Source organism: Nonomuraea recticatena (assembly GCF_039533245.1).
Lineage (GTDB): Bacteria > Actinomycetota > Actinomycetes > Streptosporangiales > Streptosporangiaceae > Nonomuraea > Nonomuraea roseola.
In genome coordinates this window covers 271,906-284,121 of the sequence record NZ_BAAATE010000002.1, presented here as the reverse complement: position 1 = coordinate 284,121, position 12,216 = coordinate 271,906, and the positions used below count along the sequence as shown (strand labels likewise).

Genomic DNA, 12,216 nt, shown 5'->3' with positions numbered 1-12,216 from the left:
GCCCCAAATTTGGCAAAGGTCTGGACTGCGGTTCCCATTTCGGACAACCGTGTCAAGGGGAGACAGCGTGACAGGCAACGGGCAGTATCCACCCCCGCCTCCGGGACACCAGGGGCAGCCCGGTTCAGGCCCACCCCAGCAGCCGCCTTTTCCCCCGTGGCCTCCCCAGCAGGGCGGGCAGCAGTATCAGGAACCGGCCACCCGGCAGTACCGGCCGCCGGCCCCTCAGCCGCCGGCGCAGCCCACCGCGCAGCCGCCCGCCCCGCAGGGCCCGCCGTACGGCGGGCCGCCACAGGCGGGCCCGCAGGCCCCCTATCCGCCGCAGGCTCCCTACCCGCCGCAGCCGCCCGCCCCGCCGTACGGCAGGCCTCCCAACGCGCCGCACCAGAGCCCGGTGCCCCAGGGTCCACCTCAGGGCCCGCCGTACCAGGGCCCGCACCAGGGGCAGCCGTACGGCGTGCCGTACGGGCAGCCCCCGCAGGGGCCTCCCCATGGTCAGGGCGGCCCCTACCCGCCGCACCCGCAGGGCGGGGGTCCGCGGCCCGGCTGGGGAGCGCCCCAGGGCCCGCGCGGGCCATGGCAGCGGCCGCCCCAGCGCGGCAAGTCCAACGCGGGCGCGATCATCGGGGCGGTGTTCGGCTCGGTCGCGGCGATCTTCGTGCTGCTCGTGATCGGCGCGGCGCTCTTCAAGAGCGCCTCGCACACCGACACCACCTCGCCCGTGGCGATCCCCACGTTCACCCCGCCGACCTTCGAGCCCGAGCCCGACCGCAGCGAAGGGCCGATCGAGCCGACGGACAGGCCGACAGGGCAGCCCTCGCAGCGGCCGACGCGGGAGCCGTCCACCCGCCCCTCGCAGCAGCAGACGCTCAAGCCGCCCGCCAGGGTCACGCTGAACACCAGCCTGCAGGCCAACACCCTCTACCGTGCCGGCAGGCTGCCGCGTACGACGTGCAGGGCGGGCAACGCGAGCCTGTTCAGCCACAGCCAGCTGAAGGCGCTCATCCTGAAGACCGGCCGATGCATGGACGCGGCATGGGCGCCGATCCTGCGCAAGCAGGGCATCGACTGGAGCCCGCCCAACTACGCGATCGCCGCCAAGCGCGGCAGGGGCGCGTGCGGCGACTACCCCTCGCCCGGCAGCATGGTGCCGTACTACTGCCCGCGCAACAACACCATCTACGCCTCCACCTCCGCGCTCGCGCGGGGCAACGGCAACTCCATCGGGTACGGCCAGATCGTCGCCTGGCACGGCGCGACGATCAGCATGATGGCCCACGAGTACGGTCACCACGTCCAGCAGATCACCGGCATCCTCGGCTCGCACTGGCGCAAGCACCTCGACTCCTCCAGCGAGAGCGGGCGGCTGGCACTGAGCAGAAAACTGGAGCTCCAGGCAACCTGTTTCGGCGGTATGTTCATGAGGGCCGTCGCCGACAGCTATCCCATCAACTCCAGCCGTCGCGACACCCTGTTCTGGTTCTACTCGCGCGTGGGCGACCACCCTGGCTACCCCCGCGACCACGGCAGTCTCGCCAACAACAACCGGTGGTTCCGCCAGGGGTGGGAGAGGAACATGACCTACCAGTGCAATACGTGGCTGGCCTCCTCGTCCTCGACCTCCTAGCTTCATGGGGCGTTCATCCCACATTGGTCATCTGTCATTGATGTCCCGATATGGGGGCTAGAATCCTGGCAATCTCGTGACCAACGGGGGGCAAACCCCAGGGTTTGGCCTGGTGCGACGTATGAAGGAGCCGGTGTGTCGAAGCGCCCTGGGGGAGACGCCGCCGAGCGCGGCAGGAAACGGCGGGCTCCTCGGCGCGCCCCCGCCTCTGACACTCCCACCAGAGACCGCGAGACACAGCCGAGCAACCGCGCCCCCAAGCCTCCTCGCGCGCCCCGTACCCCGAAGTTCCTTGCCAGGCTGCAGGCCTCCGGCGGCCCCCGGTTCGCCAGGAAGATGACCACGGGCTCGATCATCGGCTGGACGGCCCTGTCGGTCATCGTGCCCGGCGCCGCCCACCTGCGGGCGGGGCGCCGCCGTACCGGCCTCATCCTGCTGGGGCTCTTCGGCCTGCTGCTGCTCGTGGGGCTGATCTACGGCCTGTCCTTCGTGGGTAACTACGGCGCGGCGGCGCGCGACAGCACGATGATCACCGTCTCGGCGGCCGCCGTGATAGGCGCGCTGTGCTGGTTCGCGCTCGTGCTGACCTCCTACATCGCTCTCGGCCCCGACCGTCTCAACGGCCGGGGCCAGATCATTTCCGGGATCGCGGTCGGCCTGCTGTGCGTGTCGGTCATGGCGCCCTTCGCGCTGACCGCCAACACCGTGCTGACCTTCCGCGACACGGTCAAGGCGATCTTCCCCTCGACGTCCGACCCGGAGGTCCAGCCCATCAAGCAGGCCGATCCGTGGAACGGCAAGAAGCGGGTCAACTTCCTGCTCATCGGCGGTGACGCGGCGGGCAACCGCACCGGCATGCGGACCGACAGCATGAACGTGGCGAGCGTCGACATCAAGACCGGCAACACGGTGCTGTTCAGCCTGCCCCGCAACCTGCAGCACGTGCGCTTTCCCCCCTCCTCGCCGCTGGCCAAGCACTTCCCCAACGGATTCATGGCCGAACTGCCCAACGGCGGGCTGCTGAACGAGGTCTGGCAGTTCGCCAACGACAACCCGCAGATCATGGGGGGCAAGAACAAGGGCCCCAAGGCGCTGATGGACGCCATCAGCCACACGCTCGGTCTGCGCATCGACTACTACGCGCTGATCAACATGTACGGCTTCGTCGACCTGGTGGACGCGATCGGCGGCATCAGGCTGCGGGTGGAGAAGGACATCCCGTGGGGCGGCCACTACGGCACCGCGGGCACCATCAAGGCGGGCTTCCGGCAACTGTCCGGCGAGGAGGCGCTGTGGTACGGGCGCTCCCGCGTCGTCGACGACGACTTCGGCCGGATGGGCCGCCAGCGCTGCGTCATCGGCGCCTTCGCCCAGCAGGCGACGCCCGACAAGATCCTCACCAACTTCGGCGAGATCGCCAGGACGGCCAAGCGGATGGCCCAGACGAACATCCCGCAGGAGTTGCTGGAGCCGCTGGCCAACCTGGCGCTCGAGGTGAAGGACGCGCGCATCACCAGCCTGCAGTTCGTGCCCCCGCAGTTCTACACCGGCTCCCCTGACTGGCCCAAGATCCGCAGGGCGACGGTCAAGGCGATCAACGACTCGCTCAAGCCGGCCAAGCGGGCGCTGGCGGCCGGGGTCACCGCCTCGCCGGGGACGACGTCCTCCCCCACGTCCTCGCCCACGGCGACGCCGTCGGCCAGCCGTCCGGTGAAGCCGTCGCAGACCCCGACGCGCAACGGGCAGTCGGCCGCCAACAACGCCTCGGCCAAGAGCCTGGCGGAGCTGTGCGGCTTCTGACCCCGGTCGGCTACTGGGTGACGAGCACGAGCATGCGGCGCAGGTAGGCGGCCCAGGCGGGGTCGCCTGCGGCCTCGACGCCGCCGCCCCTGCCCCACATCCACAGCAGCACCTCGGCGGCCTCACCCGCGACGAGCGCGCGGGGGGCCTCGACGCCGCCTTCGGAGATCCGCACCGACGTGGGCGCGGGACGGACCGTCCACTCGCGCTCCCCCGCCCGCACGACGATCGCCTCCTGGCCTTCGGGCCCTGCCAGGTGGCCGCCCTCCATCGCCGCGAACTCCTCGGGCGACTGCGCCGCCTCGTAGGCCAGGAAGGCGGTCAGCACCTCGTCCACGCCGTCGGCGGCCAGGTCGGCGGGGATCGGCGTCACCGGCAGGCCCGCCGCCAGCTCGGCGTCGACGCGGTGGATGACGCTCTCGTGGGCCATTCTCCTGATCCAGAAGCCGACGCTCTGGTCGGGTTCGAACCAGGTCAGCGCGGGCGAGTCGGCCGGTCTGGTGGCGAACTCGGCGGTCAGCGCGCCGTACGCCGCGTCGAGGACGGCCAGGGGCTCGCCCGACAGGTCCGGATCCCACGGGTCGGGGTAGGAGCCCGTGCGCATGGTGACCGTCTTGTGCATGTAGACGGCGGTGATGTGGGTGAGCAGGTCGGCGGCGCTCCATCCGGGGCAGGACGGCACGGGGGCGGCGGGGTCACCGGCGGCCGCCGCCTTCCTCAGCAGGGAGTAGTCGGCGGCCAGGCACTCGAGCAGGCGGTTGTCGTTCACGGGAAGGCAGCCAACCACATCGGCCCCCGCGACTCACCGCCGGGGTTCCACCGCCGGTCAGGCCACCGCCCTGCGCGGGAGCAGCGCGAAGGCGCCCAGGTAGAGCACCGCCGCCACGATCAGCAGGCCCTTGTAGCCGACCACCAGGGCGAGGTATTCGAGGCAGCCGCCCACCATCGCGCCGAGCAGGTTGGCGCCGAAGGAGGTCGTCGCGTCGGCGGACTCGGAGAAGCGCTTGGCGAAGACCACGTTGGCCGCGAAGATCGGCAGGAAGGCCACTGTCACGGCCGCCACGACGCGCACCGGCACGGGGAGCCCGAGCAGCCACGTGTTGGGCACCAGCCACGCCAGCACCAGTCCCGCGAACAGCACGCCGTACATCACCGGCAGGGGTGGCGTGCGGAAGCGGCGGGTCACCTCGACGGCCGCGAGCACGGCCACCAGCACCCCGGCGAAGACGATGGCGTTGACCACCCACGTGGTGCCGAACAGCAGCGCGAACCCGGTGACGCTCTTGGTCTCCAGCAGCAGGAAGCCCACGCCGAGCAGGAAGAGGTCGGCGTAGGGCCGCATCCTGGCGAACGGCCCCGCGACCACGCGCACCGCGAGGAGCGAGACGATCAGGATGAGGCCGAGCGTGATGATGTACAGCGAGGGGATCGTCGAGTCCTTCAGGTACAGGAACGGCCTGTCGTCGCCGGTCGCGGCGGGTGTGCCCGCCGCCGCGCCCGCCCACTCTGGGCCGCAGCGCTGGGCGTCGGGGGTGAGGCCCGCGGTGATGACGGCCTGCTGCCCCGCCTGGCTGACGACGTCGACGCACGGCTTGTGCCCGAAGGCGTTCTGCATGGTGGAGGCGAGCCTGTCGACCAGCCAGCTCTCGCGGTAGTAGTTGTACATCGAGAACGCCCCGCCGGGCTTGAGGTGCTCGCGGGCGGCCCGCATCGCCTCCTCGGTGAACAGGTAGCTCTCCAGCCGCAGCGAGCTGGCCCCCGACACCAGTGTGAGCGAGTCGGGAAGGGCGAAGAGGATGAGGTCGTACTTCCTGTCGGTCTGCTCCAGGTAGGCGCGGCCGTCGGTGATGGAGGTGGTCACGCGCGGGTCGCTGTAGGGGTGGTCGGGGTGGTAGGTGCCGCCCAGCTCGCGCAGCTTGGGGTCGATCTCGACGGCGTCCACCCGCTGCGCGCCCTTGGACAGCGCGATCGCCACGTCGGTGCCGCTGCCCGCGCCGACGATCAGCACGTCCTTGGGCGGCGCGGCGGCCCTCTCGTACGGCAGGCCGTACTGCGCCTCCCACTGCAGCCTGGCCGCCGCGGGCACGGCCTCCTGGTGCGGGATGCCGTTCACCTGGATGTTCATGACCTTCACGCCGACCCGGTCGAGCTCGTTGTAGGTCACCTTGTAGTAGGGCGACCACAGCGCGCCCGCGGTGAGCGTCTCGACCAGCAGCAGCCCGACGACCAGCAGCGAGGGCACCACCACCAGCAGCACATACGGCACGCGCGGCCTGGGCACGAGCAGCAGGCCGTAGGCGACGGCCGCCAGGACGCCCCACACCACGGGCGGCGCGCTCAGGAACGACAGCGCGGTGAACAGCGCGATGCCGCTGAGCGAGCCGATGAGGTCGTAGCGGTAGGCCTCCAGGCGAGGCAGCTCGGGAAAGCACCGCCCGACCAGCTCGGCGGGGCCCATGAGCACCAGCGCGGCGGCGGCGAAGATCACCGGCAGGATCACCCACGCGGGCGGTCCCGTGGTGGCCAGGCTGGTCCAGTACAGGACGCCCTCGGTCTCCCTGTTCACCGTCACGGGGAACATCAGCACGACCAGCACCAGCACCGCCAGCACGACCGGCGAGTAGTACGGCTGCCGCCTGGACCGCCCGACGCGCAGGAAGCCGAGGCCGATGCCGAGGAAGGAGCCGAGCAGCACGAAGTTGGTGAAGTAGCTCAGGTGCACGATGTTGGAGCCCGTCCACCGGATCAGCGCCAGCTCGAGGAAGAGCATGAAAGCGCTGGCCAGGATCAACCGCGGCCTCACGGCCATCCAGTGATCACGAGTGGAGTCGGAGGAGGCGGCAGCCTGCACCTGTGTGGTCATGCCGCCACACGCTAGTCAATCGGCCGTCGTCAGGGAAGCCGCCACGCGGCGCCCCGATAAGCGTGAAATGCCGTGTTTTCCCAGGTCACAACCCTCGAGAGTCGCTGGACGCGGGAGGTGATGTTGAAGGAATGTGGGGAGGTTCGATCCCTCCATCAGAATTCGGTGATCCCCCATGCGAGTGCTCATCCAGCTACGCCCGTCCCCAGACCTGGTCGCGGCGGTCACCGACCCCGGCAGGAGCGCCACGACCGCCGACGTGGCCGATGGTCTGCCAGGGGTGATGCTCGACCCGTCCTTCACCCCCGTGGCCGTCCCCAGGCCCGTTCCCCCCGCGGGCGGCGACCCGCTCTCGCTCAACCAGCCGCTCGACTTCTCCATGGCCGCCGAGGAGGCCTCGGTGCTGGTGCGGGGCGAGATCTCCGACGACGAGCTGACCACGAGGCTGGCGCTGCTGCCCACGCTGCGCCCCGACGTCGTCGGGGTCTTCGCCGACCCCGTCATCGAGCCGAACCTCACCTGCGGCGGCGACGCGCCCGTCGGCGACTGGCGCGACGTCGAGCGGCTGCTGGGCACCTCGGCCCTGCACGCCGAGGGCCTCGACGGCTCGGGGGTGGCGCTGGCCGTGCTCGACACCGGCATCAACGCCGCCCACGTGGCCAGGCACCTGGGCAGGGGCGTCAACCTCGACGCCGAGCGCAGCTGGAACCCCTCGGGTGTGCAGGGCCGTCCAGGCGAGTTCGAGGTCGACCACGGCACGATGTGCGCCTTCGACACCCTGATCGCCGCGCCGCAGGCGTCGCTGATCGACATCCCGGTGCTGCTGTCGAGCCGGATGGGCGGCTCGGCCCTCGACGGCCTGCTCTCGGACGCGGTGGCCGCCTTCGCGCACCTGCGGACCCTGCTCGAGGCCCAGCCCGCCGAGTCGAGGTCGCTGGTCATCAGCAACTCGTGGGGCTCCTTCTCCCCCCGATGGGACTTCCCTCCCGGCCACCCGGGCAACTACTCCGACAACGCCGCCCACCCCTTCAACCTCGTCGTGGCCTCCCTCGACAGCGCGGGCGCCGACGTGCTGTTCGCGGCGGGGAACTGCGGGCGCGAGTGCAAGGACGGCAGGTGCGCCTATCCCGACCGGCCGATCGGAGGCGCCAACTCCCACCCCAGGGTGCTGTCGATCGGCGGCGTCGACACCGAGGGCGAGCGCGTCGGGTACTCCTCGCAGGGGCCTGGCAGACTGGCCGCGCGCAAGCCCGACCTGTGCGCCTACACGCACTTCTCCGGCTCGAAGGCGTTCGGCGACGGCGAGCCGGACTCCGGCACCTCCGCCGCCTGCCCGGTGGCCGCGGGCCTGGTCGCGGCGATCCGCACCCAGTGGCCCGCCGCGCGCCTGTCGCCCGGCCAGCTGCGCTCGCTGCTGCGGCGCACCGCCGACGACCGCAGCGACGTCGGCTACGACTTCGACTACGGCTACGGGGTCGTGGACCCCGCGGGGGTGCTCGCCGCCCTGCGCCGAAGGGCCAAGCGCGTAGCCTGACCGTATGGTCCTGGTCACCGTACGGCTGCCGCCCGGCGCGACGCTCGCCGACGCGATGGAGCGGCTCGGGCTGGCGGAGGAGGAGGTGGACACCGGCTACGGCCTGGTGCTCATCGACCCTGACCAGCGGCTGTACGGCTTGCGCGTGACAGAGGAGGCGGGCCACCGCACCGGCCCGCCCTTCTCCGACCCGAGGATCGAGCCCTTCGGCCCCGAACCGCGCTAGACGAGCGCCAGCGCCTGCTCGACGTAGCCGACGATGCGCTCGGCCTCGTGTCCGTCCGCGTCGAGATCCGGGTTGTAGATGGTGAGCGACCATCCCGCACAGCCCGGCCGCCGCAGCGCGACGGCGGTGAGCTCGGTCAGCTCCTCCCAGCGCAGTCCCCCCGGCTGGGGGTAGTCGACGGCGGCCAGCTGGTCGGTGGCCAGGACGTCGAGGTCGACGTGCAGCCACCACCGCGACGCCGACCTCTCGATGGTGGCGATGGCGTCGTCCGCCGCGGCCGCGACGCGTCCGCTGAGCTCCCTGTCGTTGGCGAACCACAGCGAGCCGCGCAACGAGGCGACTCCGTGCTCCCGCAGTTCCTCGCTGTCGCGCGGGCCCAGCAGCGCGGTGGCCTCGGGGCGCAGCACGGGCGCCGGCTCCGGCCCGACGTCGGCGGAGGTGACGCCGAGAGCGAGGCCGAGTTCGCAGTCCGCGGCCTCTCCCGTGGTGGAGTCGGCGGGCGGCCATGCGTCCTCGTGACCGTCCACGAACAGCAGGCCGACCGAGCCGTGGACCGAGCGGCAGGCGGCCAGCGCCCCCGGCAGCACCGCGCAGTCCCCGCCGACCAGCAGCGGGAAGGCGCCTCCCGCCATGATCGCCTCAACCTTCCGCCTGACCTCGGCGAGCATGGACGTCAGCGCCTGCTCCGCCAGGAGCCGCGACGCCTCGCCGCGCCGTGGCACCGGCTCGCTGAACGCGACGTCGCCGACGTCCCTCACCTCGTGAGAGCGCCCCGCCCGCGCGACCAGACCCGCTCGGCGCAACGCGTGCGGCCCGCGGGCCACCCCGGTCCGCACCCCCGCGGAGTTGAACCCCGCTCCCAGAACGTCGATCCTCACCCCTCCAGTCAACCGCCCGGCCCCGGATCGCACCACTCCGACGCCCCGGCTGTGGTCAGGCGTTGTCCCTGCTGAAGACTCTCGTTCCCACCGTCAGGCTGATCGCCGCGAAGAGCGCCACCACCAGGACGCCCACCGCGACCACCCCGCTGGCGTAGGTCCCCGCGAACAGCTCGCGCATGGCCTCGAGCACGTACCGGAACGGGCTGACGTACGACAGCGTGCCCAGCCACTGCGGCGCCATCGACATCGGCAGGAACGTGCCCGACAGCAGCATCAGCGGCCAGACCGCCGTCATCATGACGGGCGCGAACAGGTGCTCGTTCAGCCGCATCGCCGCCGCATGCGACAGCGCCGCCAGGCTGACGCCGAGCACCACCACCAGCGCCATGGCGCCCAGCACGCCGAGCAGCGGGGCGCGCAGGCCGATGAGGTAGGCGACGGCCACCAGCAGGACGGTCTGCACCACCAGCGTGAAGGTGTTGTTGAGCACCCTGCCGAGCAGCAGCGGCAGCCGGCCCGCAGGGGTGACGCGCAGCCGCTCCAGCACGCCGGAGCGCCAGTCGAAGACCACGCCGAACCCGGCCATGCCCGCACTCAGCAGGCCGAGCTGGATGATCAGTCCGGGGACCAGCGTCTCCCAGGTGCCGAAGGTGGCGAAGATCGGGCCGAACAGCACCAGGAAGAACAATGGCTGCGCGGCGGTGATCAGGATGGCGAACTTGTTGCGCAGCGTGATGCGCGTGTTGTGGCGGAAGATCAGCCAGGTGTCCCTCATGCCGGCCCCCCCGCGATCTCCAGGAACGCCTCGTTCAGCGTGCGCTCGCCCTTGAGCTGGTCGGGGGTGCCCTCGGCGGCGATCCTGCCGCCGTCGATGACGAGAAGCCGGTCGCAGAGCGCCTCGGCCTCCTCCAGGTAGTGCGTCGACAGCAGGACCGTCAGGCCGAGGGAGCGGATGTGCTCCCAGAGCGCGGCCCTGCTCTGCGGGTCGAGGCCGGTGGTCGGCTCGTCGAGGAAGAGCACCGAGGGGCGGTGCAGGAGGCCGAAGGCGATGTCGAAGCGGCGTCGCTGGCCGCCGGACAGGGCGCCGCCCGGCATGCCCTCCAGTCCGGTGAGCTCCAGCGTGGCCAGGACGTCGGCGATGCGGGAGCGGGCCTCGGCGCGGCTCATGCCGTACAGCATGGCCTGGAGTTCGAGTTCGTCGCCGAGGGGGTTGACCGGGTTCACACCTCCGCTCTGGGAGACGTAGCCGATGCTGCGCCGTACGCCTCGGGGGTCGGAGCGCAGGTCGTGACCCGCGATGGTGGCCGAGCCCGAGCTGGGCCGCAGCAGGGTGGTCAGCATGCGCATGGTCGTGGTCTTGCCCGCGCCGTTGGGGCCGAGGAAGCCGACGATCTCGCCGGGGGCGACGGTGAGGTCCACGCCGCGAACGGCCTCGACGCCGTTTCTGAAGGTCTTGGTCAGACCGGATACATCGATCACATTTTTAGAGTAGCTCCAATTTTGGTGTGACTGCAAGCTTGTAGCATGTGCCCCATGGACGAGGGGCTGCGCGAGCGCAAGAAGCGGCAGACCAGGCGGCGCATCGCCGACATGGCGATGGGGCTGTTCATGGCGCGCGGGTTCGACCAGGTCACGGTGGCCGAGGTGGCACGGGCCGCCGACGTGTCGGTCAACACCGTCTTCAACTACTTCGGCACCAAGGAGGACCTCTTCCTCGACCAGCAGGAGGAGGTCGAGGACCTGCAGAGCAGGGTGGTGCGTGAGCGCGGCAAGGGCGAGAGCGTCGTGGCGGCCTTCCGCCGCGACTTCATGGAGGCGATCGAGGAGCGCGACTGGCGCTACGGCCTCAACGAGGGCGCCGACGTGTTCGGGCGCCTGGTGGGCGACAGCCCCTCGCTGCTGGCGCGCTTCAGGGAGCTGGAGCACGCCCAGACGCAGCGGCTGGCCAGGACACTGGCCGAGGAGTCGGGCGCGGACCCCGACGACCTGACCCCGTCCCTGGTGGCCGCGCAGATCCTGGAGACCACCAGGCTGCTCTCACGGCACGCCACGGCGCGCACGTTGGCGGGCGAGAGCTGGGCCGAGATCGTCCCGCTCCTCAGAAGCCAGGCGGAGCAGGCCTTCGACCTTCTGGAGAAGGGCATCTCGGGCTACTGTGTGCGAGTGTGACGCTCATCGAACGGCTGCGGCCGTTCTTCCAGTGGCTCGCGGGCACCGACGCGTTCATGAAGGCGGGCCCGAAGATCGTTCCCGCGATGGACCGTCTCGCGCACAGGCTCACCCGAGGCCGTCCCATCAGTGACCGGATGATCCCCACGCTGGTGCTGTTCACGACGGGGTCCAGGAGCGGGCAGCCGCGCGAGACCCCGCTGGCCTGCCTGCCCGAGCCGGAGGGCACGCTGCTGGTCGTGGGCAGCAACTTCGGCAGGGACAGGCACCCGGCGTGGAGCGGCAATCTGCTGAAGACGCCGCGCGCGGCCGTGAGCTTCAGGGGCGAGCGCTTCCCCGTGCTCGCCAGGCTCCTGGAGGGCGAGGAGCGCGAGCGGGCCTGGCCCGGGCTCATCGCGCAGTGGCCCGTCTACGACCGTTACACGGCGAAGTCGGGCCGCGAGCTGCGCGTCTTCAGGCTCACCCGCGCCACGGCCGAGGAGGCCTAGCGGGAGTAGAACTCCACCACGAGCTGCTCGTCGACCGGTACGGCGATCTGCTCGCGCTCGGGCCTGGCGGCCAGCGTGAAGGTCAGGTTGGCGTGGTCCACGCTCAGGTAGGGAGCGATCCGCTCGTCGGCGTAGATCCCCTCGGCCGCCGCGACGAAGGGCTGCATCGTCCGCGAGCGCTCGCGGACCGTGACGACCTGGCCCGGCTTGACGAGATAGCTGGGGATGTCGACCTTGCGACCGTCGACGCTGATGTGGCCGTGCGTGACGTACTGCCTGGCCGCGTAGATCGAAGGGGCCAGGCCCGAGCGCAGCACGAGGGAGGCCAGGCGGCTCTCCAGCAGCACGACCAGCTCGGCGCCCGAGGCGCCCGACTTGCGGACGGCGAGGTCCCAGTAGCGGCGCAGCTGCCGTTCGGACACGTCGTAGAACCAGCGCAGCTTCTGCTTCTCCATCAGCCGCAGCCCGTAGTCGCCGGTGGTGCGGCGGTTGGTCTTGCGGCCGTGCTCGCCCGGCGGATAGGGGCGCTGCTCGAAGTAGCGGACGGCTTTCCTGGTCAGCGGGACGCCCGCGCGTCGGGACAGTCGCACCTTCGGGCCGGTGTAGCGCACGTTCACCTCAATGTGGT

The 12,216-nt window shown here is 71.1% G+C and carries 12 protein-coding genes; 6 read left to right on the top strand and 6 right to left on the bottom strand.

Going from position 1 to position 12,216, the window contains the following annotated elements:
- Positions 1 to 67 precede the first annotated feature (67 nt).
- Together ABFX50_RS04605 and ABFX50_RS04600 are read left to right on the top strand one after the other, a co-directional pair.
- The gene (locus ABFX50_RS04605; protein WP_346143494.1) at positions 68 to 1,627 is read left to right on the top strand and encodes a neutral zinc metallopeptidase; all 1,560 of its coding nucleotides are present in this window, start codon (positions 68 to 70) and stop codon (positions 1,625 to 1,627) included.
- A gap of 135 nt (positions 1,628 to 1,762) precedes the next feature.
- Positions 1,763 to 3,427 carry an LCP family protein gene (locus tag ABFX50_RS04600; protein ID WP_312895437.1) on the top strand — a complete coding sequence of 555 codons (1,665 nt, stop codon included), beginning with the start codon at positions 1,763 to 1,765 and terminating at the stop codon, positions 3,425 to 3,427.
- A gap of 10 nt (positions 3,428 to 3,437) precedes the next feature.
- Here ABFX50_RS04600 and ABFX50_RS04595 read toward each other — a convergent pair whose 3' ends face one another.
- Entirely contained in the window at positions 3,438 to 4,196 is a 759-nt protein-coding gene (locus ABFX50_RS04595; protein WP_346143492.1) for a maleylpyruvate isomerase family mycothiol-dependent enzyme, read from the bottom strand.
- Positions 4,197 to 4,253: 57 nt separating this feature from the next.
- A complete protein-coding gene (locus ABFX50_RS04590; RefSeq protein ID WP_346143490.1) occupies positions 4,254 to 6,290 on the bottom strand; it encodes a spermidine synthase in 2,037 nt (678 codons plus the stop codon).
- A gap of 175 nt (positions 6,291 to 6,465) precedes the next feature.
- Between ABFX50_RS04590 and ABFX50_RS04585 the strand changes: the two genes are divergently transcribed.
- Positions 6,466 to 7,824 (top strand): S8 family peptidase, encoded by a 1,359-nt coding sequence (locus ABFX50_RS04585; protein WP_346143488.1) that lies wholly within the window; start codon positions 6,466 to 6,468, stop codon positions 7,822 to 7,824.
- A gap of 4 nt (positions 7,825 to 7,828) precedes the next feature.
- Positions 7,829 to 8,050: a hypothetical protein gene (locus ABFX50_RS04580; RefSeq protein WP_346143486.1), complete on the top strand. Its 222-nt coding sequence runs from the start codon at positions 7,829 to 7,831 to the stop codon at positions 8,048 to 8,050.
- On the opposite strand, the gene ABFX50_RS04575 is transcribed toward ABFX50_RS04580, so the two are convergent.
- The 3 genes from ABFX50_RS04575 to ABFX50_RS04565 are packed head-to-tail and all read right to left on the bottom strand — an operon-like array spanning position 8,047 to position 10,410.
- The gene (locus tag ABFX50_RS04575) at positions 8,047 to 8,928 is read right to left on the bottom strand and encodes an arginase family protein (protein ID WP_346143484.1); all 882 of its coding nucleotides are present in this window, start codon (positions 8,926 to 8,928) and stop codon (positions 8,047 to 8,049) included. The genes ABFX50_RS04580 and ABFX50_RS04575 overlap by 4 nt on opposite strands.
- A gap of 55 nt (positions 8,929 to 8,983) precedes the next feature.
- Complete coding sequence (locus ABFX50_RS04570) at positions 8,984 to 9,706, bottom strand: ABC transporter permease (RefSeq protein ID WP_346143482.1); 723 nt, start codon at positions 9,704 to 9,706, stop codon at positions 8,984 to 8,986.
- Entirely contained in the window at positions 9,703 to 10,410 is a 708-nt protein-coding gene (locus tag ABFX50_RS04565; protein WP_346143480.1) for an ABC transporter ATP-binding protein, read from the bottom strand. The genes ABFX50_RS04570 and ABFX50_RS04565 overlap by 4 nt, the downstream gene beginning before the upstream one ends.
- A 54-nt stretch (positions 10,411 to 10,464) precedes the next feature.
- Between ABFX50_RS04565 and ABFX50_RS04560 the strand changes: the two genes are divergently transcribed.
- Both ABFX50_RS04560 and ABFX50_RS04555 read left to right on the top strand, forming a co-directional pair.
- On the top strand, positions 10,465 to 11,100 hold the full coding sequence (locus ABFX50_RS04560; protein ID WP_346143478.1) for a TetR/AcrR family transcriptional regulator: 636 nt from the start codon (positions 10,465 to 10,467) through the stop codon (positions 11,098 to 11,100).
- Positions 11,097 to 11,588: a nitroreductase family deazaflavin-dependent oxidoreductase gene (locus ABFX50_RS04555; protein WP_346143476.1), complete on the top strand. Its 492-nt coding sequence runs from the start codon at positions 11,097 to 11,099 to the stop codon at positions 11,586 to 11,588. Before ABFX50_RS04560 ends, ABFX50_RS04555 begins: the two co-directional genes overlap by 4 nt.
- Here the strand turns inward: ABFX50_RS04555 and rpsD are convergent.
- Entirely contained in the window at positions 11,585 to 12,199 is a 615-nt protein-coding gene (rpsD, locus tag ABFX50_RS04550) for a 30S ribosomal protein S4 (protein ID WP_346144069.1), read from the bottom strand. The genes ABFX50_RS04555 and rpsD overlap by 4 nt on opposite strands.
- Positions 12,200 to 12,216 lie beyond the last annotated feature (17 nt).